The organism is Thalassoroseus pseudoceratinae, assembly GCF_011634775.1.
GTDB classification, from domain to species: Bacteria; Planctomycetota; Planctomycetia; order Planctomycetales; family Planctomycetaceae; genus Thalassoroseus; species Thalassoroseus pseudoceratinae.
In genome coordinates, this window is sequence record NZ_JAALXT010000002.1 from 495,564 (window position 1) to 520,906 (window position 25,343).

At 54.9% G+C, this 25,343-nt stretch carries 23 protein-coding genes; 18 read left to right on the forward strand and 5 right to left on the reverse strand.

The annotated features are described in order from the left end of the window. The first annotated feature begins 2 nt into the window (after window positions 1–2). The 4 genes from G6R38_RS07530 to tadA all read left to right on the forward strand — a co-directional run bounded on the left by G6R38_RS07530 (window position 3) and on the right by tadA (window position 4,711). A complete protein-coding gene (locus tag G6R38_RS07530) occupies window positions 3–947 on the forward strand; it encodes a proline racemase family protein (protein ID WP_166822285.1) in 945 nt (314 codons plus the stop codon). Beyond that, entirely contained in the window at window positions 944–2,206 is a 1,263-nt protein-coding gene (locus G6R38_RS07535; RefSeq protein WP_166822288.1) for an NAD(P)/FAD-dependent oxidoreductase, read from the forward strand. The genes G6R38_RS07530 and G6R38_RS07535 overlap by 4 nt, the downstream gene beginning before the upstream one ends. A gap of 216 nt (window positions 2,207–2,422) precedes the next feature. Beyond that, window positions 2,423–4,159: a sulfatase-like hydrolase/transferase gene (locus G6R38_RS07540; protein WP_206028498.1), complete on the forward strand. Its 1,737-nt coding sequence runs from the start codon at window positions 2,423–2,425 to the stop codon at window positions 4,157–4,159. A gap of 63 nt (window positions 4,160–4,222) precedes the next feature. After that, window positions 4,223–4,711 carry a tRNA adenosine(34) deaminase TadA gene (tadA, locus tag G6R38_RS07545; protein ID WP_166822291.1) on the forward strand — a complete coding sequence of 163 codons (489 nt, stop codon included), beginning with the start codon at window positions 4,223–4,225 and terminating at the stop codon, window positions 4,709–4,711. A gap of 2 nt (window positions 4,712–4,713) precedes the next feature. On the opposite strand, the gene G6R38_RS07550 is transcribed toward tadA, so the two are convergent. Further along, a complete protein-coding gene (locus G6R38_RS07550; RefSeq protein WP_166822294.1) occupies window positions 4,714–5,595 on the reverse strand; it encodes a helix-turn-helix domain-containing protein in 882 nt (293 codons plus the stop codon). Window positions 5,596–5,853: 258 nt separating this feature from the next. On the opposite strand from G6R38_RS07550, the gene G6R38_RS07555 reads away from it, so the two are divergent. From G6R38_RS07555 to G6R38_RS07565, 3 genes are all read left to right on the forward strand, one after another. Further along, on the forward strand, window positions 5,854–6,777 hold the full coding sequence (locus tag G6R38_RS07555; protein WP_166822297.1) for a sigma-70 family RNA polymerase sigma factor: 924 nt from the start codon (window positions 5,854–5,856) through the stop codon (window positions 6,775–6,777). A 192-nt stretch (window positions 6,778–6,969) separates the two neighbouring features. Further along, window positions 6,970–7,515: a hypothetical protein gene (locus G6R38_RS07560; protein ID WP_166822300.1), complete on the forward strand. Its 546-nt coding sequence runs from the start codon at window positions 6,970–6,972 to the stop codon at window positions 7,513–7,515. A 167-nt stretch (window positions 7,516–7,682) separates the two neighbouring features. Beyond that, complete coding sequence (locus G6R38_RS07565) at window positions 7,683–9,101, forward strand: glucose-6-phosphate isomerase (RefSeq protein WP_166822303.1); 1,419 nt, start codon at window positions 7,683–7,685, stop codon at window positions 9,099–9,101. Window positions 9,102–9,116: 15 nt separating this feature from the next. Here G6R38_RS07565 and G6R38_RS07570 read toward each other — a convergent pair whose 3' ends face one another. Further along, a complete protein-coding gene (locus tag G6R38_RS07570; RefSeq protein WP_166822309.1) occupies window positions 9,117–10,562 on the reverse strand; it encodes a trypsin-like peptidase domain-containing protein in 1,446 nt (481 codons plus the stop codon). Between the two features lie 479 nt (window positions 10,563–11,041). Next, the gene (locus G6R38_RS07575) at window positions 11,042–11,857 is read right to left on the reverse strand and encodes a hypothetical protein (protein ID WP_166822312.1); all 816 of its coding nucleotides are present in this window, start codon (window positions 11,855–11,857) and stop codon (window positions 11,042–11,044) included. Between the two features lie 296 nt (window positions 11,858–12,153). On the opposite strand from G6R38_RS07575, the gene G6R38_RS07580 reads away from it, so the two are divergent. The 6 genes from G6R38_RS07580 to G6R38_RS07605 all read left to right on the forward strand — a co-directional run bounded on the left by G6R38_RS07580 (window position 12,154) and on the right by G6R38_RS07605 (window position 19,660). Continuing rightward, window positions 12,154–13,923 carry a Type 1 glutamine amidotransferase-like domain-containing protein gene (locus G6R38_RS07580; RefSeq protein ID WP_166822315.1) on the forward strand — a complete coding sequence of 590 codons (1,770 nt, stop codon included), beginning with the start codon at window positions 12,154–12,156 and terminating at the stop codon, window positions 13,921–13,923. A gap of 66 nt (window positions 13,924–13,989) precedes the next feature. After that, window positions 13,990–14,808 (forward strand): enoyl-ACP reductase FabI, encoded by an 819-nt coding sequence (locus G6R38_RS07585; RefSeq protein WP_166822318.1) that lies wholly within the window; start codon window positions 13,990–13,992, stop codon window positions 14,806–14,808. 49 nt (window positions 14,809–14,857) lie between these two features. Further along, on the forward strand, window positions 14,858–15,463 hold the full coding sequence (locus tag G6R38_RS07590; protein WP_166822321.1) for a ClpP family protease: 606 nt from the start codon (window positions 14,858–14,860) through the stop codon (window positions 15,461–15,463). A gap of 32 nt (window positions 15,464–15,495) precedes the next feature. Beyond that, window positions 15,496–16,239, forward strand: coding sequence for an ABC transporter ATP-binding protein (locus G6R38_RS07595; RefSeq protein ID WP_166822324.1), 744 nt, complete (start codon window positions 15,496–15,498; stop codon window positions 16,237–16,239). Then, window positions 16,236–18,368 carry an ABC transporter permease subunit/CPBP intramembrane protease gene (locus G6R38_RS07600; protein WP_166822327.1) on the forward strand — a complete coding sequence of 711 codons (2,133 nt, stop codon included), beginning with the start codon at window positions 16,236–16,238 and terminating at the stop codon, window positions 18,366–18,368. Before G6R38_RS07595 ends, G6R38_RS07600 begins: the two co-directional genes overlap by 4 nt. Continuing rightward, complete coding sequence (locus G6R38_RS07605; protein ID WP_166822330.1) at window positions 18,365–19,660, forward strand: DUF58 domain-containing protein; 1,296 nt, start codon at window positions 18,365–18,367, stop codon at window positions 19,658–19,660. The genes G6R38_RS07600 and G6R38_RS07605 overlap by 4 nt, the downstream gene beginning before the upstream one ends. 114 nt (window positions 19,661–19,774) lie before the next feature. Here the strand turns inward: G6R38_RS07605 and G6R38_RS07610 are convergent, their stop codons facing one another. Beyond that, entirely contained in the window at window positions 19,775–20,956 is a 1,182-nt protein-coding gene (locus G6R38_RS07610; RefSeq protein WP_166822333.1) for a DegT/DnrJ/EryC1/StrS family aminotransferase, read from the reverse strand. A gap of 214 nt (window positions 20,957–21,170) precedes the next feature. Between G6R38_RS07610 and G6R38_RS07615 the strand changes: the two genes are divergently transcribed. The 5 genes from G6R38_RS07615 to G6R38_RS07635 all read left to right on the forward strand — a co-directional run bounded on the left by G6R38_RS07615 (window position 21,171) and on the right by G6R38_RS07635 (window position 24,414). After that, entirely contained in the window at window positions 21,171–21,458 is a 288-nt protein-coding gene (locus tag G6R38_RS07615; protein ID WP_166822336.1) for a hypothetical protein, read from the forward strand. Window positions 21,459–21,481: 23 nt separating this feature from the next. Then, entirely contained in the window at window positions 21,482–21,691 is a 210-nt protein-coding gene (locus G6R38_RS07620) for a DUF5989 family protein (RefSeq protein WP_166821177.1), read from the forward strand. A gap of 302 nt (window positions 21,692–21,993) precedes the next feature. Beyond that, entirely contained in the window at window positions 21,994–22,353 is a 360-nt protein-coding gene (locus G6R38_RS07625) for a DUF3467 domain-containing protein (protein WP_166822339.1), read from the forward strand. A 133-nt stretch (window positions 22,354–22,486) separates the two neighbouring features. Continuing rightward, window positions 22,487–23,233: a DUF3467 domain-containing protein gene (locus G6R38_RS07630; protein WP_206028499.1), complete on the forward strand. Its 747-nt coding sequence runs from the start codon at window positions 22,487–22,489 to the stop codon at window positions 23,231–23,233. A gap of 245 nt (window positions 23,234–23,478) precedes the next feature. Beyond that, complete coding sequence (locus tag G6R38_RS07635; RefSeq protein ID WP_166822342.1) at window positions 23,479–24,414, forward strand: efflux RND transporter periplasmic adaptor subunit; 936 nt, start codon at window positions 23,479–23,481, stop codon at window positions 24,412–24,414. Between the two features lie 6 nt (window positions 24,415–24,420). On the opposite strand, the gene G6R38_RS07640 is transcribed toward G6R38_RS07635, so the two are convergent. Next, window positions 24,421–25,197: a hypothetical protein gene (locus tag G6R38_RS07640; protein WP_166822345.1), complete on the reverse strand. Its 777-nt coding sequence runs from the start codon at window positions 25,195–25,197 to the stop codon at window positions 24,421–24,423. Between the last annotated feature and the right edge of the window lie 146 nt (window positions 25,198–25,343).

Here is a 25,343-nt window from a genome sequence, read left to right on the forward strand (position 1 = left end):
GAATGCACTATATTGACTCCCATACGGCCGGCGAGCCAACGCGGGTGATTATTGATGGTGGTCCCGCACTCGGTTCGGGAACCATCAACGAACGGCTCGCCCGATTGCGTACGAATCACGATGACTTTCGCCAAACCGTCATCAATGAGCCGCGTGGTTCCGATGCACTTGTGGGAGCGTTGCTTTGTGAACCTGATGATCCAAGTTGTGAAGCTGGTGTCATCTTCTTTAATAACGCGGGCTATCTTGGAATGTGTGGTCACGGTGCGATTGGCGTGGCGGTGACTCTGGGATACCTCGACCGAATCGGGCTGGGCAAGTTTCGGTTGCAAACACCGGTCGGCGTGATTGAAGTCGACCGAAGAACGGAACACCAAATCGCAATCGAAAATGTTCGTAGCTATCGTTACAAGAAAGCTGTTGTTGTCGATGTCGACGGGCACGGGCCGATTGAAGGTGACATTGCATGGGGCGGCAACTGGTTTTTTCTATGTAAAGAGATCGGTATCGAGATTGCACAAACAAACATCCGAAAACTAACAGACCTTGCAGGCTTGGTTCGTCGTTCACTGCGTGCCCAAGACATCACCGGCGAGGGCGGGCAGGAAATCGACCATATCGAGTTTTTCGGCCCTGCGGAAAACGCAAACGCTCATAGCCGTAACTTTGTCTACTGCCCGGGCGGAGCATATGACCGTTCGCCATGCGGCACGGGCACAAGTGCCAAAGTTGCATGTCTCGCCACTGAGGGAGTTCTCAGCCCCGGCGAAGAATGGGTCCAAGAAAGTGTGATCGGAAGCGTGTTTCAGGTCTCTTATCAACGATGTGAAACTGACGGAGTGATTCCAACTGTTGTTGGCGAGGCATACATCTGTGGCAAGGGTGAGCTAATTCAGCAGGACGGCGACCTATTTCGGAATGGAATTCCCTCGGAGGCGTGCGTATGAGTCATCCCGCAAATGGTGACACAGCGATCGTTGTTGGTGGCGGGATCATCGGAATTGCATGTGCCCATTATCTCTCCGAGGCCGGTCTTCAAGTCACAGTCCTTGATCGTGGCAAAATCGCGGGGGCTTGTTCTCATGCGAACTGTGGTTTTATTTGTCCTAGTCATGTTCTACCGCTGACTGAACCAGGGGCCATCAAAGTTGCTTTCAAGTCCTTGTTCAATCGTAAAGCCCCGTTTCGAGTCAAACCGCAATTGAATCCAGCATTCTGGAACTGGATGTGGCAGTTTGCGAGACGTTGTCACCATCGGCAAATGCTAGAATCCGGACGACATTTGAAAGCAATTCTCGATGCCTCGATGTCTGAGTACCGGCGGCTTGTTGTTGAGGAGGAATTTGATTGTGACTGGCAAGAGCGGGGGTTGCTCTACGTCCTTGAAACAGAACATGGCATGCAGGAGTTCGCGAAGACAGACCAAATTCTAAGCAACGAGTTCGGCGTGCCAGCTCAACGGATAGATTCCGAGGAATTGAAGACGTTTGAACCAGCACTCAAAACCGGCCTGGCGGGAGCGTTTCACTATCCTCACGATACGTCACTAAGGCCGGACTTACTAGCATCGCAATGGTCAGAACGTCTCCGCAAGCGGGGCGTGAAATTCCAAGAGAATTGCCCAGTTCATGGTGTCGGCTCGAACAACAGTCTCGTGAATCACCTGGCAACATCAACCGGGGAATTGAAAGCCGACTACTATGTTTTTGCCACCGGAGCTTGGAGTCGTCGCCTTTCACGGGAACTAAAGTGTTCGATTCCTGTTCAACCCGGCAAAGGGTATTCAGTCACGATGACGCCCCCGAACCCATCACCGGCACATCCGATGCTTTTTCCGGAACACAAAGTCGGAGTCACGCCATTTGCAGATCGGTATCGGATTGGTTCGATGATGGAGTTTGTTGGTTACGACACATCAATCCCGGAACGCCGCATCTCTCAACTCCAGTCTTCAGCCGCATCCTATTTGAACACGCCAACATCAAATGACGTCTACGAAACTTGGTATGGGTTTCGCCCAATGACTTGGGACAGTCTGCCAATCATCGGACGGGTACCGAAGCTGCAAAATGTCTACCTGGCAACAGGACATAACATGCTCGGCATGAGTCTCGCAACGGCAACGGGGCGTATTATTTCTGAGCTTGTCACTCGTCAAACGCCTCACATTGATCCAGCACCGTTCTCGCCATCACGTTTCAACTAGTTTTTGATGTGCAACTAACGGACACCGAACACCTTCGCAGCTAGCACCCTGTTCAAAGTGCGGCCTGGCGATTCATGTCGATTGGAAGACTGTGTTTCCCTGGATTGTGTGATTCGTGTTATGATCCGTACAGATTGGGATCTGCTTACTGGTTGTCGAGAGCCTTCGTAACGCGGGTGGGGTATCAGCCGAACAAATTTTAAAAAGTTTGATGTCATGAACCATATCCTGATGGTCTTCAACGCTTGTATTCTGATTGGCTATGTCTGCATTGTTGAAGCGAGTTTGTTCGCTGCCGATTCGATTCGCCGTCCCAATGTCTTGTTTATTGCGATGGACGACTTGAATGACTGGATTGGCGTGCTGGGAGGACATCCGCAATCATTGACGCCTAACCTAGATCGGCTTGCTCGTGACAGCGTTCTTTTTGAAAATGCCCATTGCTCTGCTCCAGCTTGTAATCCGTCACGGACAGCGATTTTTACCGGCCGATCCCCACATCGAACTGGTGTTTATAGCAACTTGCAAGGAATGCGAGATGTTCTTCCGGATGCAACATTGATCCCCAAGGTGTTCTCGCGGCACAGCTATCATTCGGCAGGTTCGGGCAAGTTGTTGCATTATTTTATTGATGCTCCGTCTTGGGACGAGTACTTCCCGGCAGCTAGCACCGAAAATCCATTTCCCCGTACACTTCAGCCGAAATCGCGTCCGGTCAGTCTGCCGCGTGGCGGCCCATGGCAATACGTCGAAACAGATTGGGGACCGCTCGACGCAACTGATGCCGAAGCCGGTGGCGATTTCCTGGTAGCCAAATGGGTGTCTGAGCAACTTCGCAAGCCGCACACTGAGAAGCCGTTCTTCCTTGCATGTGGAATCTATCGTCCGCACGAACCGTGGTTTGTGCCCAAGAAATACTTTCAACCATTTCCATTAAATTCGATTCAACTACCGCCGGGTTACCGGGTCGACGACCTTACGGATGTGCCGCCAACAGGCCAACGTCACGCCCGCAATCGGTATTTTGAGCACATCTTGAAACACAAGCAGTGGAGGAATGCGATTCAAGGCTACTTAGCGTCGATCCATTATGCCGACGCCATGTTAGGAACCGTGCTTGATACACTTCATGCGAGCCCACACGCGAGCAACACGATCGTCGTGCTTTGGTCAGATCATGGCTGGCATCTTGGCGAGAAAGAGCATTGGCAGAAGTACACAGCATGGCGAGCCTGCACTCGTGTCCCGCTGATGATCCGCGTACCGAACGGTGTACCGGGATTGCCGAAAGGGACCACGCCTGCTCGATGTCAGCAGCCGGTCAACTTGCTTAGCCTGGCACCGACATTGCTTGAACTATGCGGTCTTCCCGCGGAGCGTGTCCATGATGGCCCGAGTTTGGTGCCGCTGCTTGAGAATCCTAAGGCCGATTGGTCACACGTCTCAATAACCTACTTGCACGAACGTGGCAGCTACGGACTGAGTGCCAAACGCTATCGCCTCATCCACTATGCTAATGGTGACGAGGAACTGTACGATATCGAGAGCGATCCTTATGAGTGGAAGAATTTGGGAAATGACCCGCGTTACGACAGTCAACGAAATCGACTTCGCCAACTTGCACCAACAAACTTTGCGGTTGCTCCGAAACCAACGATTGATGCACTGCAAAAACTCGCTTGGCATCCGCTGAAGCCGGGCAAACTTGCCCCGGTTTCTCGGCCAGACGGAAACCGCTTTGATGTCGTTTTCATTAATCGGTCGGAGCGAACGGTGTCTTTGTGGTGGATGAATCGTGCCGGCGAACCGAAACCATACGGTAAAATTGAAGTCGGCAAGCAACTTCGCCAGAAGACACGCCCTGGTGCGGTTTGGATGATTCGTGACGATAACGGGAAAAACTTGGGTTACTACCGCGTCGGCGATCGGACGGCGAAAGCCATTATCCCGTAGTTGTCGGTTATCGACCTCCCAAAGATACGTGCAGAGTTTGAAAGAACTCGCTAGACTTTTCGCATGAACGACTTTCAACTCAACCCCCTCAATCCCCACGAGCGATGGATGAGGGCGGCGATGGATCAAGCACAGATTGCCTTCGAGCAGGACGAAGTTCCGGTGGGAGCTGTCATCGTTCATTCGGATCGCGTGATCGGTGAAGGCTACAATCAACGTGAAACGCTGTGCGACCCAACGGCCCACGCCGAGATGATCGCACTCACGCAGGCGGCTGAAGAACTTGGATCTTGGCGACTCGAAGATTGCACGCTCTACGTCACTTTGGAACCATGTCCGATGTGTGCGGGTGCGATCTTGCAATCCCGTGTGCCCCGTGTCGTTTACGGGACAGGCGACCCAAAGGCCGGCGCGTGCGACTCACTTTTCAAGCTGTTGAGTGACTCGCGGCTCAATCATCAGTCGGCAATTCTCAGCGGGGTGCTACAACATGAATGTGCCGAGATTCTCAGGGCGTTCTTCCGGCAACAGCGGGCACTGGGGAAGAAGTAACATCACGTCCAAGGCTTCGGCGGATGCGTTTCGAGGTATTCCGTGAGTTGTTGCATCGAATCACAGTAAATCGCAAAAGGTAATTTGCTGCGAAGGTCCGTACACATGGCGGCACCGCCAACGACGAGGGGGATCTTGCGTTCGCGTGTCTCATTGGCGATGAGCTGAAACCCCTTCAGGAATGCCGCTTCGTCGGCAATGTGTGAAACACTCAGCCAGAATAGCACCGGATCGTGCGTCTTGATTGCATCGCACAAGCTCTCGAATGGCAACGACGTCCCCAATGAGCACGCTCGTAGTCCACGCGTGCGGAGCGTTAACTCAACCATGGTGGTCGGGAGAACGTACTGATCGCCTTCGGCTGTACCTCCGATCGCAAGATTCCCGGTGTCAACGGGTGGCAAACTTTGGCGGAACTCATGAAGAATTCGTAGAACAATCTGAACGCCCAGTCGCTCCTGATAGACCGCCACATCTCCGCAATCCCACTGTTTCCCGATGTCGCTCATTGCTGGTGCAATGACATCATCGAAGATTTGCACAAGTGAATGGCCGCCGAGATACAGGTCCCAAATAACCTGTCGAGCGTACTCTTCTTGACCGGCAACCAGGGCGTTCATGAAATCGCCGCGTGCTGAAGTGGCAACACGGGTACCTTGGCCGCCGTTCTTCGGCAAACCCAGCACCTGCGGGTCGGCCAGTTCGTGTCCATTCTCACGAATGAACGACAACACAGCAGACCGTGGAAGCCGACGGTGTCCGCCAGCAGTGCGAACCGTCTCAATGACGCCCCGGTCACACCACCGTTTCAAGGACGATTCGCTCACGCCGATCGCCTGTGCGACTTGCCGGGGTGTCAGATTCTCGCGGACTGGTTGACTCATTGCAATGACCGGTTTGACCGATTCTGGGATCTGCCTTAAGTGTCTCATGGTACATCGTAGGACATTATTCCCGCCAGCGGCTAGTCGAAAAAGCTGGCAAAACCCAGGTTTTCTGCTCAGATTCGACAAAATGAACGATTTGACCGTTTTTGTGTTGACCAGCCGACGGTTGCTGTTACTATTCAGTGAACGATTTGAACGTTTTGGGTGTTTTTGTTCGACGCCATCGCCGCAACCACTTACTTCATGAGCCCTGACATGACCAAAACCACGCAACAACTCGACCCAGCGGAAACAAAAGCCGAACAAGAACGACTAAACCGCGAGATTGAGTCCCGAAAGGTCAGCTATATTGACAGTCCTGACTTCCGGAAGCGGAATGCCGATGCCAAAATTCTTGGCGAGCGTGAGCAGGCCGACTCTCCGAAGAGGCGTCGCAACAAACGTCCGGACAATATCCCGGCGTACTTTGCGTCGCTCTATGAGACACCGTTGCTGACGGCCGATGAAGAAGCCGATCTTTTTCGGCGGTTTAACTACCTGAAATATCGAGCGGAGAAACTGCGAATCGGTTTGGTTTCCAAGGGGTACGATGCCGACGTCATTTGGCAGATCGACTCTTTGATGGCGTCCGCTCACGAAGTTTGGAACGAGCTGGTTCAAGCGAATCTTCGTTTGGTGGTGTCGATCGCGCGTCGATTCGTCGACAACGCACACACGTTCGACGATTTGGTTTCGGACGGGCAAGTTGCCTTAATGAATGCGATCGAAAAGTTTGACTACACACGCGGGTTCCGCTTCAGCACATACGCCACCCATGCGATTCAGCGGACCTACTACCGACGAATCAAAAAGAAGCAACGCGAAAGCGTTCGATTGTTACACGCTTCAACCGACTTGATGGAGGAGATGCCCGACGATTCGGACTCAGTCGAGGAAGAACACGCCGACATGACGCAAATTCGAAATCTGCATGCCCTGATTAGCAGCGAACTCGATGAGCGTGAACAACTCATTCTGTGTGCACGATACGGTCTGGGTGATGAAATGGAGTCGGCGACACTGCGAGCGATCGGCCAACGCTTGGGGATTAGCAAAGAGCGAGTTCGGCAAATCCAGATTCGGGCGATCGAGAAACTCCAAGAACAATTCCATTCAACAGGCAATACCGTGACGGCGTAAACAGAGGGACTGCACCTGGAACTGTTGAAAGTTTACGTATTAGAGAAACCTTGCGATCGGGCTTTGGCTTGGTTGCAAAAAAACGCCATTGTCGGATTGCTACATCCGACCGGGTCCCGATTCGAGTGATACGGTTGTCGTGTAATGGAGATCGCGTTGCACGTTCGCCCCAATCGAATTAGGAAATCCCGCATGCCGTCGTTACGAATCGCTCTTTCCACACTCCTGCTTGCACCGTCGCTTTGTGGAGTCGTGCTTGCGGACGGACATCAATTGCCCGCCAACTCGATCGTTCCGGTGCCGGAACCAACAGTCGGGGACAACGCTGTCGAGTATGCTCCTCCGCCGGTGATGCCGACTCCGGTGGAATCTCACGATCCGCATGGCAACACGTATACGCCGTCGCAGCCACAAGCTTGGACAACAGTTCCGCCGCCGGGAACACTCGGCCAAACGTACGCTCGCCCATCGGCTTTGATTCCCCGCGATGAACATCCTCGAACCGCTCGCATCGAAATTGAAGGTGTTCGTGCGAAGTATGTAGATGTTGTCGGGCTTGTCGATTTCGAAGGGTTCCGGGACCGTGATGGCGTTTGGCACTTCAAAAGCAAACGTCCGCTCACGCCAGGGGTTCCGCACATCTACGAAGTGATTGCTTACGATGGTGAGCAAGGCGTGGAAGAAAATTCCCGGGTTGTCCGCATGATCCCCGGACGAATCGTGACGCTGTCTTATTGAGTTGCAGGATTGGTAACGATCGACGGAGCCTGAGAATTCGGGCGGCTGACTACATTCAACGGTGCGGCACGGTTACAATGCGACGCGCTATTGAATAGCAATTCAAGTAGCAACCTCTACTTGAATGACAAATTCCGCTGACCGAATATTTCCTACGAGAGAGACCCATGCTCCGTTACGATGCATCTGATGCACTCAAGGTGTTGTCGGAAGATCAAGTCCGTGATGCTCAAAATCAGCTTCTTGAGAAACGGACGGAAGTGTTCCGCGATGCAGAGTTGTGGGCGGAGAAAGGTCAGCAAGCCGAGGCGGAAACCGGTAAGTCGCCACTCGACGCCGGTTTCCTGATGTGGCCGAAGAATCAGCTCGATGAATACGAAGCGAACGGGAACGGTTCGCTCGTGGGCCAAATTCAGCAGGCCGCCGCGGCGATTCAAGCGGAAGCCGATCGGTTTGTTGTTTTGGGAATCGGCGGATCGTACATGGGAGCGCGGGCGATGTTCGAATCGCTTTGCGTGCCGTACCACAACGAGTTGCCCAGTTCCGCCCGTCAGGATGGCGGAACGACGATTCCACGGATCTATTTCGAGGGCAACAATCTCGATAACGATACGACATCCGGGTTGCTCGACCTGTTGAAGGCGACCTGTCAGGATTCGTCGGATCGCGACCAACGATGGGCGTTGTCCGTGATCAGCAAATCCGGCGGGACGCTCGAAACCGCAGTGGCATTCCGCTTGTTCCGTCAAGCACTCGAAAACTATTACGGAGCAGATTCCGAGGAGAGTCGGAAGTTTGTCATTCCGATCACTGGCGAGTCCGGCAAGCTGCGGAACCTTTCCAACGAGCGTGGCTATCCGACGATTTTCCCTATTCCGGATGGCATCGGTGGGCGTTTCTCCGTGTTGACGGCAGTCGGCCTGGTTCCGGCGGCAGTCATGGGAATTGACTTGGTCGAACTGCTTCGCGGGGCGGCCGACATCACGGAACAATTCCGCACGGCGGACGCGAACGAAAATCCCGTCTTGGATTATACGGCGGTCTGTCACGTTGCGGAAAAACAAGGGCTGCTCACGCGGGTGTTGTCCACGTGGGGTGCACGGTTGGAGTCGGTCGGATTGTGGTACGATCAGTTGCTGGCGGAGAGTCTTGGGAAGGAAGATCGAGGGGCATTGCCACTCACGGTGGTCAACACGCGAGACCTGCACAGTCGTGGGCAACAGCATCAAGAAGGGACTCCCGACAAGCTGTTCACGAATCTGATCGTCGAAGAGCCAAGTTCGGAGTCGCTAGCACTTCCAGAGGCGTCGCGGAACGAGGACGACCTCAATCAGCACGCCGGAAAAACGATGCCTCGGTTCCTGCGGGCTGCGATCGAGGGCACGAATCAGGCATACCGCGAGGTCAAGCGACCGACGGCCGATTTGATTCTGCCGAAATTGGATGCCTACCACCTTGGGCAAACATTCCAAATGCTGATGCTTGCGACGGTGCTCGAAGGGCAACTCATCGACATCAACCCGTACGGACAACCGGGGGTCGAGGCGTACAAAAAGTTCATGAAAGAGAATCTGCAAGGCGAATAACGCGAGGTTAACCGATCACTCACCGAACTCGAATGGTGACGGACCGAAGTCACCGCCTGTGCTTGGTTGGCTTGCCAACGAATCGCTGGCAGTGTTGCCTTGGTTCAGTTCATCGGTGAGGTAGGAGACAAAACGCGGGCTGGCTTGGTTGATGATGATCACACGGCTTTCCGCTTCGGGTTGATCGAGCGGCCGCACGATACAGATCACCTCGGCATTTCCGACGTCCTTAAGCGTGTCGGGGATTCCCGATTCCTGACTGGCTTGTGTCAGCGAGTTTCGGGTTTCGCCCGCCGATCCGGAGTGGTTCGGTGTCGTGTTGGATGCCAAGCGAATGTCATCAGTCGCCGCGTCCTCGAAGAGATGACCGTAGCCGCAACGGCGAAGCAAATCGTGAATGGCTTCCAGTCCGGCGTAGAGTCCACGATTCTCACGATAATTGGAACGGATGCAAACGCCAACGACTTGGCCGTCTTCGGAGAACAATCCGCCGCCGGAGCGTCCTCGGATTGGCGTTCCTGTGCATTCGACATTGGCCGGCCCGTCGTATCGGTTGAGTTCCGTCACTTTGACGTTCTGAACCGATGGCTTCTCGCCGCCACCACACCCGACACTCGTCACCGGTTGATTGACTTTGAGATTCATTCCCGCATCGGCGATTCGCGTCTGCGAGAGTGGTCGTTCCGTGGTGACCGAGAGCAATCCAACGTCGGCGTCCAAGTCGAAGTCGATCAACTCGCCCGCAATCGTGCTGACTTCGCCACCCTCGAACACATCGATCTCAACGACGGCTTCACTACTGAGTGTGCGGAACAGGTGGCCGCAGGTCAAAATCAAAAAACGGTTGCCGTCACGACCGACAACCGTTCCCGAACCGAAATTCACACCTTGCTCGTCCCGCAGCCGAATACGTACGCTCCACGCTAGCGGATCGACGGTTCCTTGCGGTGATGTTGAAGTTGGCGGTTCCTGCGTCGGCAACGTTGTGACAGCGGCTAGTTGTTCGGGCTCACGCGATGGCTGCTTTGATTCCGATGGAGCAGGGAACGGGAAATCGAACGAGGATTTCGCTGAAGAGTTCGCCGGTGATTTCGGGCCAGCACTCGCGACTTGCACGGGCGATTTCCGTTCACGACTTCGAGGCGGGCCGCTTGGGATTTGTAGGAGCATCCGTTTCAACTGCGCCTCGGCGGTCATGCCGACCGATCGCGTCCGTTCTTGGCCATCAATCACCAACACGAAGGCGGGGATGCTGCGGACGTTGTATTTCTTTGCCAAGTCGGGGCGTTGGTCGATATCGACTTTCATAATCGGATACCCTTGGCGTTTCAGACGTGACACCACGGGATTCATTTGCTGGCAAGGACCACACCAAGTGGCGGTGAAGTCGAGGAGAACTCCACGACTGGTTCCCGGATCGGCATTAACGCTCGTCAGCACGAGCAGAGCGAGGGCATGCATCGGTCAACTCCTGGATCGATTTCGAAGGAAGATCAGGCAGAAAGAGTGTTGCGGTATCGGCGAAAGCGACATCCGCAAGAGGGGACGGTGAACACTCACACCCAAGCGGGGCGGAACACGCACATCCACTGCCAGAACGGTCGATTCAGGACGTTCGGAATTGGGCGTACCAATTCGAGAAAACCGAAAGATTGGTTCATGGTCCAGGCCTCCTTGCCCGTGCGGCCAAATTAGAATTTGACCGATTGTAAATTATCCAAGATTTGTTGACCTCTTTTACAACAGACAATGTCGATCCGTGACCTTGTCGAATTGTTAAAGCGGCGTAGGACTCGCATCATTCAAGTCCGCCGGCCAATGATCAACGAATAGCCCGACAGAACGCAATTAGCGTGCCAAACGGTAATGCTTGGCACGCTAATCGAAAGATTCTCAATTTCAGTCAAACTCAGTTTCGTTTTTGAACTGAGTTCATGAGTTCACTTAGATGACGGTGGCACACCGACATCAAACGCCATGTATGGGGCGTCTTCGTCTTCCTTCCAGTTGTCGAAACTGCGAGGAGTGCCAGCGGTCCAACGATGCATCGTGACAGGACCATACGGCACGGCGATGGTGTTGAGACCGGGCTTCAACTCATGCCAGGTTCCGTTAACGTTCATCCGAGCGTTGGTTTCGGTCCAGTTGTACAGCCGAACTTCCGCACTGACCTTCAACGCTCGTCGCAGTTGCATGCGTTGTCTGGCATCGGTGAGCAGGGTTGCGGTCGGATCGTTCGTGGACAACGTGTCGAGTTCGTCTCGCAAGTCGCGATTGGCCTTCTCCAAGGCTTTGATTTGATCTTGAAGTTGGACGAGGTCGGCATTCTGCTTTTGCAGCCCATCGACTTTGCGGTTCAGGTCGACGATCGCTGTCTGTAGCTTCTCAAGATTCGCCTGCAATGCGTTCCATTGTTCGAGCGAAACCGTGTTCGCAGGAACAGTGGCTTCTTTGGGTGACTCTTCGGCTGAAGCGGACTCGACAGCCGGTGAAACCGTCTTGTTGGTCGTCTGTGATTCTTCGTTCGCCGTTGTGGCTTCGGAGCCAACGGCTTGATCTTCGGCACTAGGCGGTTTTGGTTTTGGTTCGTCTTCGTTGTCCAATGCTGTCAGGTATTCCGGCAGACCGGGCGCGGAAATGCTCGTCGGAGCTGCGGACTTCTCCGCGGCAGCCGGTTTCTGCGCATGAACGACTGACGCCGTTACGAACAGGCAAACGACGCCGCTAAGCCATGAAGAATGACGTTTTCCACTCATCGGTCTATCCCATCTATTCGAAGCCGAGGAAACAGACATCCTCGACACTAACGATGCTGCGCAAACGGGTGTTTGTCAATGCTCTCGAATGGACTCCCGCAGATTCCGTCGAATTCTTCTCTTGCCGCGGTGAGTCTGACATAGTCAGGTAAAATATACGGCCGACGGCTGCCGCGTTGCGAACGATCGGTGGAATGCGGTATACCTGATCGCAAACTTTGCGATTGCCCATCAACACACGAGCCTGGTCTGCGTCTTCGGCTAGGAAATTTCATGCCAACCCTGCGGAATCGCCGATGAATTTGCATTATTCAAGACTCCGTCCGCGAGCTGCGACGCTGAGAACGGTTCTCCTGCTCGGATCGGTCATCGCAATCGGAGGGCGTGGGATTGACGCAGCCGATCGGCCGCTGGCGAGGGTTCTCGATCCGAGGGGCATCTCCGGGAGTCTGATTCTTTCCGGCGGACAGGCCGCTGATGACGACACGGTTCGCCGCTTTTTGGAGTCTGTCGGTGGTGCGGAGCGAGCCCGAATTGCGGTGCTGACCGGGCTTGCGAGTGATAACCCCGTCGATTCTCTTGCCATCCTCCGGTTCTGGCAACGACAAGACGTGACAAGTGTCACTCTGTCGCAACCCGATGGGCAGGTCACAGACGCTGATGACGAGTTGCTCAAGCGACTGAAAACGGTCAACGCGGTTTGGATTCAGGACGGTCCTCTGGCTTCGCTACTTGAAGCGTATGCCGGGACGCCGGTTCAAGCTGCTTTGCAAGGCGTGCTGAAAAGAGGTGGCACGGTGGTCGGAATCGGACGTGCCGCGGAAATTGTTGGTTCACGGGTCCAGGTTTCCGATGAGGAACAACGAGACGGGAACAAGCATGAATTTGTCCCCGGGCTCGATCTGCTTCCCGATTCCGTCATCCGGACGGGCACCGCAGATGTGCTGCAGGACTTTAAAGTTCCGTCGGGTCACGTCGGGTATTCGCTACCGAATGATGCCACGATGTTGGTGGGATGCGATTCTGACCAACTCGATTTCCGGAATCAGCGGGTATACGGTCGAGGGAATCTCGATCCGGGACGGACGGTTTACGTCGTCGGAGCAGACGCGGTGACGGTGTCGTTGGCCAAATCGTTGCAGCGTCCGGAATGGTCGGTCGCGGTTCCTCCCAATCGCGTTGTGGACCTGACGGCTCTCCGGCGATCGGCGATCGAACGCGACACCACCGATTTTCCACCGGCGAATGTCGGCATTCCCGAGGTTCCCAATGGGACACTGGTCATCATCGGTGGCGGTGGCATGCCGAAGGAAATCGTGGAAGCGATTATCGACGCAGCCGGTGGTCCAGACGCGAAGTACACCGTGCTCCCGACCGCGATTCCCGAACAATTCGCACGACGTTCGGGCGTACCGAGGTTCTTCACCGAATTCGGAGCCGACGACGTGACCGTTCTCCCGCAAGTCGGACGTGGCCAAGTCGATCAACCTGTTTTTCTGGATAAGATCCGTCAAGCCGATTGCGTTTGGTTCGGCGGCGGACGGCAATGGCGGTTTGTCGATGCCTACGCCCACACACCGGCCGTGGCCGCGTTCCACGCCGTGTTGAAGCGTGGTGGGGTTATCTGTGGAAGTTCAGCGGGAGCGTCGATTCAAGGGGAATACCTAGCTCGAGCCAATCCGTTGGGGAACTTGCCTATCATCGCGGAGGGCTACGAACGCGGTTTCGGTTTTCTTCCCGGGACGGCAATCGACCAGCACTTCTCGCAACGCAAACGATTTGACGATCTCCGCCAATTGGTTCAAACCTACCCGCAGTTTCTGGGAATCGGAATTGATGAGGCGACCGCGATTGTGGTCCGAGGGCACGTTGCAACGGTTCTAGGAACCCATCACGTGTTCTTCCTCGATGCCCGACCGGAAGACGGAGTGGAAGCGGAAGACGCAAAAGTTCTTCGGGTGGCTCGACTCAAAGCGGGGGAACGCTACGATCTCAAAGCCAGACGCCCCATCACCGAAACCGATCAAGCCCAGCCCGCGATTGCGGAGCCCGCTGCCGATCGTTGATGGAACGTAACACTCCACCGAAGCCAAAACTCAACAATTGCAGACGCAAAGCAGGAATTCAGCAGAGTGACAGATTTTCTACAATTAGCGGGACGCTCCGTGCTCGTGTTCGGGTTGGCCAACCGCAAGAGTGTGGCCTACCATGTCGGTAAGGTTCTGACGGAGGCGGGAGCCAAGGTTCTGTATTCGGTTCGTTCGCCAGCACGTGCCGAATCGGTGCGAAAACTCGTCGGTGATTCTCCTCTGTTCATCTGCGATTTCGAATACCCCGAACAGATCGAACAGCTTCAAAAGGATGTCGCCACGGAACTCGGAGACGACAAACTTCAGGGACTCGTCCATTCGGTCGCTTTCGCGGATTACTCCGCCGGTCCGCTGCCGTTCGAGCAAACACCTCGGCAGGCGTTTTTGCAGGCGGTCGATGTCTCTTGTTATTCGCTGCTTGCGGTGTCGAACGCTTTTCGGCCGATACTCGATCCTGAAACCGGCAGTGTTGTGACCATCTCAATCTCAACCACACGGATGGCGGCGGAGAATTACGGATACATGGCTCCTGTGAAAGCCGCGTTGGATTCGTCGTTGTGCTTCCTGGCGAAGTCGTTCTCGACGGATTCCAAAGTTCGGTTCAACGCTGTTTGTCCGGGATTGTTGAAGACCAGTGCCTCCGCAGGCATACCCGGTTACGTCGACAGCTATCTGTTCGCGGAGCAAGCGACGTTGCGTCGGGAAGCTGTGCAAACGCCAGAAGTCGCCGACACCGTCGCGTTCCTGCTCAGCCCCAGATCATCCGGCATCAACACGCAGGGATTGGTCATCGATGCCGGGATGTCGGTCAACTATTTTGACCGTGATATCGTTGCCGCCTACCAAAAAGGATCGGAATAAACTGAGCCGCTTCGCTTGTTCCCGTTCTCTGAGAGACATTGAAATCGCCATGCCGCCCACACCCCGAGTTCCCGGTCGTCGTCGGACATCCAGTCTCGAACCGTCTTCATCGTTCTTTCCACCGGCGAACCGTCCGACATCGGATTGGGAAATCACGTTGTGCGGAGACCTCAGCGATCGGCAATCCGACCTGATCAATCGTTTGGTGGAATTGCCAAGACGCAGTCGGGGCCTGATTTACTTCGATTCCAACGGCGGTAATGTCTACACCGGTCTTTGCTTGGCAAGTTTGATTCGGCTACGAGGATTGCACGCGATTGGCGTTGTGACCGGCGAGTGTTCCTCGGCGGCGTTGTTCCCGTTCGCCGCGTGTCGGGAACGATTCGTCACCCCGCATGCGACGCTGTTGTTTCATCCGATCCGCTGGCAAAGCGATGAAGATGTGCGGTACGAAGAGGCTGTCGAATGGGCTCGGCACTTCAAGACGTTGGAAATCGATCTCGATCAGTTACTGTCTCGGCTGTTCGACATGGATTTCGACAAACTGCAACAATGGACCCGACCCGGACGGTTCATCACCGGACCGGAAATGATCGAGGCCGGGCTTGCAAAAATGGTGGACCTCTTCGAAGACGATATTTGGAAGCAATTGTAACGGGACACCCTTCAGCCATTTGAATGGACCGCATGATCACGCTGAATGGTTTGACAAAACATTATGGGCAGGACGTAATCGCCGTCGACGATTTGTCTCTGTCGGTCGCCGCCGGTGAAGTCTACGGACTGCTTGGACCAAATGGTGCCGGCAAAACGACCACGCTGCGGATGGTCCTCGGGCTGCTCGAACCGACCCGTGGAGACGCATCCATACTCGGGCATTCCGTGTCGACCGATCCGATGATGGTCAAACGTCAAATCGGGTTGGTGTCGGCTAGTGCCGGGTTATATCAGTGGCTAACACCACGTGAAATGCTGCATTACTTCGCGACGGCTTACGGTCTTTCCAAAAGTCGGATTGCCGACCGAACGAAGACACTCACGGAACTCATGGATCTCGGCCGGTTTCTCGATCGTCGATGTGCGACCCTCAGCACCGGGCAGAAGCAACGTGTGAATCTTGCCCGCGCTCTTGTACATGATCCGCCGGTCGTGTTGTTGGATGAACCGACACGCGGTTTGGATGTCGTTGGGTCGCAAGTCGTGTTCGATTACACCGACTTACTCCGCAGTGAAGGAAAAGCCATCGTCGTTTGCACCCATCAGCTTGATGAAGCGGAGCGGTTGTGCGACCGATTCGGTCTGTTGCATCACGGTCGGCTGCGGTACGAAGGCACGCTGCCGGAATTAACCACGACGACCGGTTGCGAATCCCTCGTTGCGATGTTTCTCCGACTGCTCGAAAACAAACAGATTTCAGGTTCCGACTCATGACTGCAATTCCTCACGAGCCGGAAAACCCCGCCGACGTTTCGTCATCAGCGTCAATGCAACGCGAGTTGATTTCGAAGGAACTCCGTGAGACTCTGCGGGACCGTCGGACAATCATTACCCTGTTGGCGATGCCGATCCTGTTGTACCCCATGCTCGGGCTGGGGTTTCGATTTCTCGCCGTGCAGGAATTCCAGCAAGCCCACCCGGAAATTCGCTTGGCACTGGCGACCGAACAGGAAGCCGTCTGGTTGCATGATGCCTTGAAACTTGGAGAGCGTCTATTAGATGCCCAATCCGACAGAGGACAAGAAAATGAGCCCGACGTCAACTTTCTGATGGTGGAAGACGCGGCCAAGGGGAGTCTGCGTGACAGTGTCGCGAGTGGCCAGGCGGACTTGGGGGTGCGTGTTTCACTGGAGGAGGACGATCAAGATCGTACCGCTGAAGTGACCGTCATTCAGAAATCGAATTCGCAGTTCAGTCGGGATGCGGCCGCCTTTGTCGAATCCCGACTACAGGCGTATGAATTGGCCACCGTTTCCCGACAGATCAAACGTCTCGACCGAAACTTCGAACGGCCGGTTCAGCAATCGACCGAGTGGATTGTCGGGAAGGAATCAACGTCCGCGATTCTTGGTTTGCTGCCGTTGGTTTTGCTGTTGATGACAGTAACCGGCGGCGTTTATCCGGCGATCGATCTAACGGCCGGCGAACGCGAACGTGACACAATGGAAACGCTGATGGCGATGCCGATTCCGAAGTTTCGGATTCTCATCGCCAAGTTTACCGCCGTCTTGACAGTCACGTTGATGACCGGCCTGATGAACCTCATCGCCATGACCGCCACGGTGTTTGCGTTATCCTTGGAGACGACACTGTTCGGTGAACAGGGGCTGACCTTGGCGTTGGCTGGCCAACTATTCTGGGTGTTGTTTGTCTTTGCGGTGTTCTACTCGTCGGTGCTGCTAGTGTTGACCAGTTCCGCCAAGAGTTTCAAAGAAGCTCAAGCCTATTTGATTCCGCTGTTATTGGTTTCACTCACGCCGGGACTCATCATTTTTCTGCCCGGATGGGAGTTGAATCAAACAACATCCATCGTGCCGGTGATCAACATGCTGCTTTTGGCACGAGGGTTGTTCGAGGGCACGGCAAGTTTGTTGCCCGCTGCCATCGCGACGATTTCAACACTGTTGTATTCCATCGCGGCGTTGGCGTTGGCGGCTCGCGTGTTCGGAGCGGACGCCGTCGCGGTGGGAAGTCGTGGCGGTTGGACGGACCTCCGAAAACGCCCCGAATCCGAGCAATCTCTGCCGGAGTGTGCCACCGTCATCGTGACCATGGCGGCGATGTTTCCCGCGTTCTTTATTGCATCGGGATTGCTCGGGCGACTCGCAGGGGCTTCGATGCTCGTTCGCCTTGTTTCGTCGGGGCTACTCACCGCAACCCTGTTCGCGGCGGTCCCTATCGCCGTGTTGATTTGGCGACGGGTTCGTCTTGCGAATGGCTTGCAACTTCATGGTGCTCCAATCGCCGCGTGGGTTGGTGCGGCCATTTTGGGCGGAAGTTGTTGGCCTTGGGTGTTCGAGTTGGTCGTGTCGTTTCAGAGTTGGACACTCGATTCCCTCGATGAATCCAAACGCCAGCAGGTTGAGACTCTTCTGCAAGCTTGGAAAGCGATTCCGTTACCGATCGTGGTATTCAGTCTGGGGATTCTGCCGGGAATCTGCGAAGAAGTCTTCTTCCGCGGCTTTTTCATGTCGGGTATTCGCAGGCAAGCTAACGGACGGGTGAGCATCATCGCGGCTGCGGTTGCGTTCGGTGTGTTTCACATCGTGCTCGCCGGTGGAGCCGCTCCCGAACGGCTGCTTCCTAGTACAATGATGGGGTTGATTTTGGGATGGGTGGCGTGGTCGAGCGGAAGCATTCTGCCCGCGATTCTGATGCACTGCATTCACAATTCCACATTGCTCACGATTGCCTCCTTTCGCGACGAATTGAACGGCTGGGGATTGGGGAACGTTGAGCAAACGCACCTCCCGACCATATGGCTCGTTGGCTCACTTCTGGGTACCGCTATTGGGTGTTTGCTTGTGTGGACGGGAACCCGTCGAAAGGACTCGACCGCATGAATTTGCGTTGCCTCAATCGGCTGATCGTTCCACGATTCGTTTGGGACTTTTGGCGATTCAAAATGACGCTCACCGGGCGGATGCTGCTCGGTTGCATTTTGTTTGCGTCATTTGGTTTAATCACCATTCAAGTTCCGATCTTCTTTACCTATTCGGCGCTGTTAGCGTTGTTGGTATTGGCGTTTGTTGTGGGATTGTTGTTCCGGCCTCGGGTTCGACTGGACGTCTCGTTGCCGAGTCGTGTGTCCGTCGGTGAGGCGGTCAAAGGTCGCGTGCATGTGACGAACCGCTCTCGTTGGCCGGCGTTCGATATGTCGGTGGGATTCATCGACCTCAACCGAGCATTGCGGCATCTCGATCAAGAAATTTCTGTCACCGCAATCGGGGCATCCGAGTCGATTGAAATGCCGGTCACGATCGAAGCGAATCGCCGGGGCTTGCATCAGATGCAGGACTTGCGAGCCTATAGTTCATTTCCCTTCCACTTGTTTCGCAGTGGTTCCTCTCGAACAAAGTTGCCGCCGCTGTTGGTCGTGCCAAAGTTTCATCCGCTCACGGATCTGGATGTTCCCGCCAACTCTCGGCATCAGCCGGGCGGAATCGCGTTGACTTCGCATGTGGGGGAATCGTCGGAGTACATCGGCAATCGAGAGTACGTTCCTGGTGAACCGGTCCGCCGAATCGATTTCCGTGCTTGGGCTCGAACGGGGCAACCCGTGCTGCGGGAGTACCAGGAAGAGTATTATTGTCGGGTGGCGGTCGTGTTGGATACACACGTCAAGCCGCGAAAAACTTGGGGTAGGTTTCTCAAGTGGGAAGAAGGATGGTATTTTCCGTATGAGTCTGGCCCCGACACCTACTCGGAATTGGAAGCCGCCATCAGTCTTACCGCTGCGATTGCGGATGCTCTAGGACGTGAAGAGTACCTGATCGACTTGTTCGCCGCCGGTCCGGAGTTGTATGCGTTCCGATCCGGCCGCAATTTGGCTCACTTCGAGAATCTGTTGGAAATCCTCTCGTGTGTGGAAGCGTGTCGCGAGAACCCGCTGGGAACCATCACGCCTCGAATTGTCGATGAACTCGGCCAGATCTCGACAGTTGTTTGCGTCCTGCTCGATTGGGATGAATCTCGTCGCGATCTTGCCAAGGCGGCTCGGGAAGCCGGTTGCCGTTTGAAGCGGGTGATTGTTCGTGACGGACCGACTACGCTTCCGCTGGACGACCCTGAATTCGGTCCTTGTCCACAATTCACACCGGCAGAGGTGACATCGGGCGGCATCGAATTTCTCTGAATGGCAGATGCCAAAGCCAACGAAAAACCCCCATCGAACAACCAAACGGTTCGACGGGGGGTTTTGGGGGATATTCAGTCACGACCAGTACGCTGTACCGAGTTTTCACTCAGTTCAAGCGGCTCGTCGGATAGTGTTGGAACCGAGCCGTCCGCAGGCGTTCGCGATTCCCTCGACCACGCGGTCTTGTTGTTCGTTGGTGAGTTCCGCGAAAATTGGCAACGCGAGAACTTCACGACAGGCCTTTTCGGCTTCCGGGAAGTCACCGAGTTGGTACCCCAAACTGGCGAAACAGGTTTGCTGATGCAATGCTTTCGGGTAGTAAATCGCCGCGCCGATTTCCTGTTCCCGCAGGCTGCTAAGCAGTGCGTCCCGTCGGCCATCGCCGGGGACTCGCAGAACGTATTGGTTATAAACGTGAGTACGATCCGGTAGTGTCGGCGGCAAGGTGGCAATATCGGTCAAGCCGTATTGCGCGAAGAGCTTCTCGTACCGTTCCGCATTGGCTCGTCGAGAGTCGGACCAATCGTCGAGATGTCGCAATTTGACTTGCAGAACCGCTGCTTGCAGTGCATCGAGGCGGCTGTTCAAGCCGACTTCGATGTGCTCATATCGTCCGACATCCCCGTGAACACGCAAGCTGCGAAGTCGTTTGGCGAGGTCGGCATCATCGGTGGTGACCATTCCGCCATCACCAGCACCACCCAAGTTCTTGGTTGGGAAGAAGCTGAAGCAGGCCACGGTTCCGAGCACACCCGTTCGGCGACCGCGATAAGCAGCACCGATTGCTTGCGCTGCATCTTCGACGATGGCCAACTTGTGTTCCACGGCCAATCGCCACAACGGGTCCATTTCGGCAGTTTGACCGAACAAATGGACCGGCATGATTGCCTTGGTGCGTTTGGTGATGGCGGCTTCGACTTTGGTCGGGTCGAGATTGAACCCGTCCGGCTCGATATCCACAAACACCGGCGTCGCGCCGACACGGTGAATCGAACTTGCCGTCGCAAAGAACGTGAACGGGGAGGTGATCACTTCGTCACCTGGCCCGATATCTAAGGCCATTAACGCTAAGATCAACGCATCTGTTCCGGATGCACAACCGATCGCGTGACGGTTATCGCAGTACTTTGCGATATCCTGTTCGAACTCGGTAACGAGGTCACCAAGGACGAAGGACTGGTTGGCAAACACAGACTGAACCGCGTCCTGAATCTCGTTTTCGATGGTCTGGTATTGAGCCACCAGATCGATCAACGGAACGGGGGCAGGTGCGGACTGAGAACCCTGAGCCATCAGCGACTCCATTCGCATCAGGATGTCGAAAAACCGAAATAGGCGAGAGATGATCCGGAAGCTATGCAGTTCTGAATTTTCTGTCAAGATGAGTCTGTAGCTGACTCGGTTTCTCGACCCAGCATCGCCGACGGCTTTGTTATAAACTGTTGTTCGGTCTTGAAATGCGGTAAAGTGAATTGATCTGTTTCCGACGATTCTCCGGGAGTTCCCCATGCCTGAAAAGAAGCCGCTATCAATGAAAAAAATGGTCGCCCTGACCGTTGTGTGGGTTGTTTTGATGCTTGGAGGCGGGTTGCTCGTGAGCTTCCTGACATTCGATAAGACGGCTCCGCGTCGCGTTTCCGAAGCGAAGATGCAGAGACTAGCCACCGGGATCGGCACACTGACGGGGATCGGTGCGGGAATTCTCTGGATACCGTTTGCGTTTCGCATCGGAAAACAAAAACGTGAAGAAGCCGAACGTAAACGCGTTGCGAAGCGAAAACGTCCTCGGAAATGATAGTTTCTATTAGGGTTCCTCCGATGGTGGAGTCTCAGAGCGATTCAGAACGCACTCCATTTGAAGAAGCGGCAAAAAACCAACCGCCCGGTTTCTTCATGGAGTTTTGGCAGTTCCTACGACACAATAAGAAATGGTGGATGCTGCCGATCTTGCTCGTGTTGTTGCTCTTGGGGGTGTTGGTGATGTTGTCCGGTTCGGTCGCAGCGCCGTTCATCTACCCATTGTTCTAAATGAACACCCCGTCATCGCGATCACAGACCGAAAACCAATCCGGTTTTCGACGTTTTCCCATGTGACATTTTGAGACTCATGAAATCGAAGACTCATGCTCGTTTTCGAGTCCAATGACCGCTTTGAAATTGCGTGATGAGAAGATGCGTAGGATAGGAAAAACCTTCCTGAGATCTTCGGCCGGATTTGTGGAAATGCTTGTGAAACGGGCCGTTCAGAATGTTGAACACCTGATTGCCGACTGTTATAACGAGGCAACACTGGATTTCGAATCCCGGACGTATCCCTGAGGAGAGGCAACATGGCCGACGAAAAAAGCCCTGAAGAAACCGTGGAACACTCTGAGCCAACTCAGCCGGTTCCCGCTGAGCAAGCACAAACGGCTCAAACGACGATCCAAGTCAAAGACGAAAGCGTAATCGCTGCGTATTCAAACTTCTGCCGTGTTTCGAGCACGCCGGAAGAACTGATTCTGGACCTGGGACTCAACCCCCAACCGTACGCCACCGGCCAACAAACGGTGAACGTGTCCCAACGGATCATCATGAATCACTACACGGCCAAGCGACTCTTGAGTGCATTGAGCATGGCGTTGCAACGTCATGAGCAAGCCTTCGGCGTTCTGGAAACCGACGTCCGCAAACGCGTGAAGCAACAGTAATTCGTTGCCTGCCTCTCACATTCGTGCCACGTCAATCCGTCGCTTGGTGTGCGAGGTGATTGAGTCTGAAGCCCTTGAGGTTGACCCTCGGGGCTTTTCGCCTGCGCAGTCCTGACTAATTGAGCAATTCCACATGACTGACGACGCCAACCCCGACGATCAATCGAAACCTTCGGATCAACCATGGAGTGAGCAAATCCGACACTCGCAGGTTGGCGCCCGTGTTCCGTCGCATGTTGCCAAAGGCGTCTTTTCGACCGGTGCTGTCGTTCTCGAAGGAGCTCAAGAATTCGCCCTGGATTTCCTGCTACGCATGGCGAAGCCACAACAAGTGGTTGCCCGCGTGATCCTGACACCTTACGTGTTGAAGCGGTTTGCTGACGCACTCCGGGAAAACCTGCGGATGTACGAGAACCAGTTCACCGATCAGCGGATCAAACCGCTACAGACGAAATCGGATGAGAACTCCGAAGCCAAACCGGCGGCGTCCGATGAAGAATCTCCTTCCGCGTCGCCATCGGTTCCCGAAGCCAATGTCGCGATGGCGGGGGCAGGGATTGATTCCAACGAGCAGTCCGCAGACGCCCAACCCGCAAACCAGTCGTCAAATTCCGGGACGTCTATCACTGAGTTGTACGACTCTCTGAAGTTTCCGGACGAAATGCTCGCCGGCGTTTATGCCAATGCAGTGATGATCGGGCACACGCCGTCGGAGTTTTCGTTCGATTTCATCACCACCTTCTTCCCACGCTCGGTAGTGGCTTGCCGAGTGTTTATGTCAGCCGGAGCGGCTCCTGTCCTTCTAAATTCGCTCACACACGCTTACGATCAACATCTTCGCAAACGCCAACAACCCCCACCACCTGAAGCGAGTCCGTAAGACGGATTTCCGTGCTTGATAGCGATCAGGTACTGCGATGCTGGTCGTTAGTCTGGGAATTTGGTGCGTTACAAATTCGATCGTCAACAAAAATCTGCTTCGCCCTGACAACGGTGTGCAAACTGACGTTGCCGCACTGGGCAACCGTGTTTAAGATTCCGACCCGCTTTAGGGCATGGCTGACGCAACGGAGTTTCGTCGATAGAGCCACCCTGGAACCGAATGGTGTTCGACAAGGATGGGTCATGGTCATTCGCTTTTGGGTCACAGCAACGGTGTTGGGTTGCATTGTGTCTTCGTTCGCGACCGGAAACGCCTATGCTCAATCCCTTGGCCTTGAGGGGTTCCGAGCGAAAGACAACGCGGTTCCGACCAGTGTTACAGAGGACGGCAAGGCCGTTGTCCTGCGGAATTGTTCCCTCTCGTTTGTGGACAACGTCGATCTTGCGTTTCAGCAAGGTGGCGTGCTCGACTTCATCGTCGCAGAAGGCCAACAGGTCGACGAGAATGAAACGGTTGCGCACATTCAAGACGCGGTCTTGTTAGCCTCATTCGCGGTCGTCTCGAGACAAGCGGAAAACGACATCGAAGTTCGCTATGCCCGCAAGGCGAGTGAAGTTCAGCAAATGGAATATCAACGCGACCTGCGTGCCAATCAATCAGTGCCGGGAACGGTCTCGGCTTTGAGAGTCGATGAGCAGCGTTTGGCGGTGGAAAAATCGCTGCTTCAGTTGGAGCAAGCTGAGAACTCTCAGGCGATCGAACGTCTCCGTCTCAAAGAAACGCAAGAACGCTTGCTCCAGCATCGTTTGCGGGCGCCGTTTGCAGGAACGGTTCGGACGATCCACAAGCGACGCGGAGAAGCCGTCCAAGAGGGGGAACCGGTTCTCGAACTGGTGAACTCTGACCGCGTTCGTGTCGAAGGGGAGATCCACGTCAGTGAGGTGTCCCGCATTCGCGTTGGCATGCCCGTCACCGTCCATTTGACTTACGACGGAATCACCGAATCCGACCGAGCCATTCCTTTCAGCGGACAAGTGACTTCTATCGATTTGAAGGTGGAACCGGTGACGCTGCTGGTCAAGGTTCGGGCGGAAGTCAAGAACAAGAACAACTTGCTCAAAGACGGTCTGACCGCGGACATGCGAATTCCGCTGGCTACCCCCGCATCAGAGCGGTAAATACAACTATGGTCGCCGTGCGGTCGATTGTTTTGAAACCGTGACACACACCTGCTTGGTGATCGGTGCGAGATCGGTTCCGCTCAGAGTGAATCGGGCACAGTGCACACCGGCTTCGTTGGAAGTCAGCGTTAACGGAAAACTTTGGGTTTGGCCGCCCGAGTAATCCCCTAGGACCTTTCGGACTCGCTTGTCGGTGCGTCCTGGAAAGATCAAGGCGTTGTCGAACGACGCTTCGATGGTGACCGTCTTCGCCGTCAGCTCCCCGGAATTCTTGACTTCCAGTTGATATTCAATCGCTGCTCCCACTTGGTGATTGGCCGACACGCGGATACTCAGTTCAAGGTTTGCAGGCCGACTCTTTGCGGGCGGTGTTGCACGTCCATACAGACCGGAATTGGTGTCGGACCGAGAAGACTCCGGAATTAGGCTAGGTAATTCATCTTCCGATTCGGATTCCGGGATGTCGGTGGGTGGTGTCAGCACGGGACCAACGAAAGAATCCGTGGGCGAGGACGAGTCGGCCGGTGGTTCTACTGGTGTGGGAACCCGTCGATTATAGGATTCCTCTGGCCGACCGCTGAGTGAGGGTTGGGCCACTTCCGGCGTTGTGGGCGTGACCGGGCGAGAAGCTCCGTAAGGATCGGCCGGCGTCGGTGATCCATAAGCTGGGTCGGGCGTCGGGGAAACATAACTCGGCGTGCCCGACGGATATGAGCTAATCGGAGGCTGACTGTACGTCGCGACCGGTTGCGGCGTGAGTTGATGACATCCGACGGTCATCACCACCGTCAGTAGACAGATGATAGAGGTCGAAATCCGAATAGAATGAATCGCTTGGACGCCCACGATGGTTCTCCAGCTCAGACGAAGTCGTCATGAGGAAAAATCTTCTGTTATGCGAATCTTATCTCATGATCACTACCTCG

Excerpts from the sequence above, each read along its gene's own strand:
- G6R38_RS07530 (WP_166822285.1), top strand. The coding sequence starts at position 3 with ATGCACTATATTGACTCCCATACGGCCGGCGAGCCAACGCGGGTGATT.
- G6R38_RS07535 (WP_166822288.1), top strand. The coding sequence starts at position 944 with ATGAGTCATCCCGCAAATGGTGACACAGCGATCGTTGTTGGTGGCGGG.
- G6R38_RS07540 (WP_206028498.1), top strand. The coding sequence starts at position 2,423 with ATGAACCATATCCTGATGGTCTTCAACGCTTGTATTCTGATTGGCTAT.
- tadA (WP_166822291.1), top strand. The coding sequence starts at position 4,223 with ATGAACGACTTTCAACTCAACCCCCTCAATCCCCACGAGCGATGGATG.
- G6R38_RS07550 (WP_166822294.1), bottom strand. The coding sequence starts at position 5,595 with ATGAGTCAACCAGTCCGCGAGAATCTGACACCCCGGCAAGTCGCACAG.
- G6R38_RS07555 (WP_166822297.1), top strand. The coding sequence starts at position 5,854 with ATGACCAAAACCACGCAACAACTCGACCCAGCGGAAACAAAAGCCGAA.
- G6R38_RS07560 (WP_166822300.1), top strand. The coding sequence starts at position 6,970 with ATGCCGTCGTTACGAATCGCTCTTTCCACACTCCTGCTTGCACCGTCG.
- G6R38_RS07565 (WP_166822303.1), top strand. The coding sequence starts at position 7,683 with ATGCTCCGTTACGATGCATCTGATGCACTCAAGGTGTTGTCGGAAGAT.
- G6R38_RS07570 (WP_166822309.1), bottom strand. The coding sequence starts at position 10,562 with ATGCATGCCCTCGCTCTGCTCGTGCTGACGAGCGTTAATGCCGATCCG.
- G6R38_RS07575 (WP_166822312.1), bottom strand. The coding sequence starts at position 11,857 with ATGAGTGGAAAACGTCATTCTTCATGGCTTAGCGGCGTCGTTTGCCTG.
- G6R38_RS07580 (WP_166822315.1), top strand. The coding sequence starts at position 12,154 with ATGAATTTGCATTATTCAAGACTCCGTCCGCGAGCTGCGACGCTGAGA.
- G6R38_RS07590 (WP_166822321.1), top strand. The coding sequence starts at position 14,858 with ATGCCGCCCACACCCCGAGTTCCCGGTCGTCGTCGGACATCCAGTCTC.
- G6R38_RS07595 (WP_166822324.1), top strand. The coding sequence starts at position 15,496 with ATGATCACGCTGAATGGTTTGACAAAACATTATGGGCAGGACGTAATC.
- G6R38_RS07600 (WP_166822327.1), top strand. The coding sequence starts at position 16,236 with ATGACTGCAATTCCTCACGAGCCGGAAAACCCCGCCGACGTTTCGTCA.
- G6R38_RS07605 (WP_166822330.1), top strand. The coding sequence starts at position 18,365 with ATGAATTTGCGTTGCCTCAATCGGCTGATCGTTCCACGATTCGTTTGG.
- G6R38_RS07610 (WP_166822333.1), bottom strand. The coding sequence starts at position 20,956 with ATGGCTCAGGGTTCTCAGTCCGCACCTGCCCCCGTTCCGTTGATCGAT.
- G6R38_RS07615 (WP_166822336.1), top strand. The coding sequence starts at position 21,171 with ATGCCTGAAAAGAAGCCGCTATCAATGAAAAAAATGGTCGCCCTGACC.
- G6R38_RS07620 (WP_166821177.1), top strand. The coding sequence starts at position 21,482 with ATGGTGGAGTCTCAGAGCGATTCAGAACGCACTCCATTTGAAGAAGCG.
- G6R38_RS07625 (WP_166822339.1), top strand. The coding sequence starts at position 21,994 with ATGGCCGACGAAAAAAGCCCTGAAGAAACCGTGGAACACTCTGAGCCA.
- G6R38_RS07630 (WP_206028499.1), top strand. The coding sequence starts at position 22,487 with ATGACTGACGACGCCAACCCCGACGATCAATCGAAACCTTCGGATCAA.
- G6R38_RS07635 (WP_166822342.1), top strand. The coding sequence starts at position 23,479 with ATGGTCATTCGCTTTTGGGTCACAGCAACGGTGTTGGGTTGCATTGTG.
- G6R38_RS07640 (WP_166822345.1), bottom strand. The coding sequence starts at position 25,197 with ATGACCGTCGGATGTCATCAACTCACGCCGCAACCGGTCGCGACGTAC.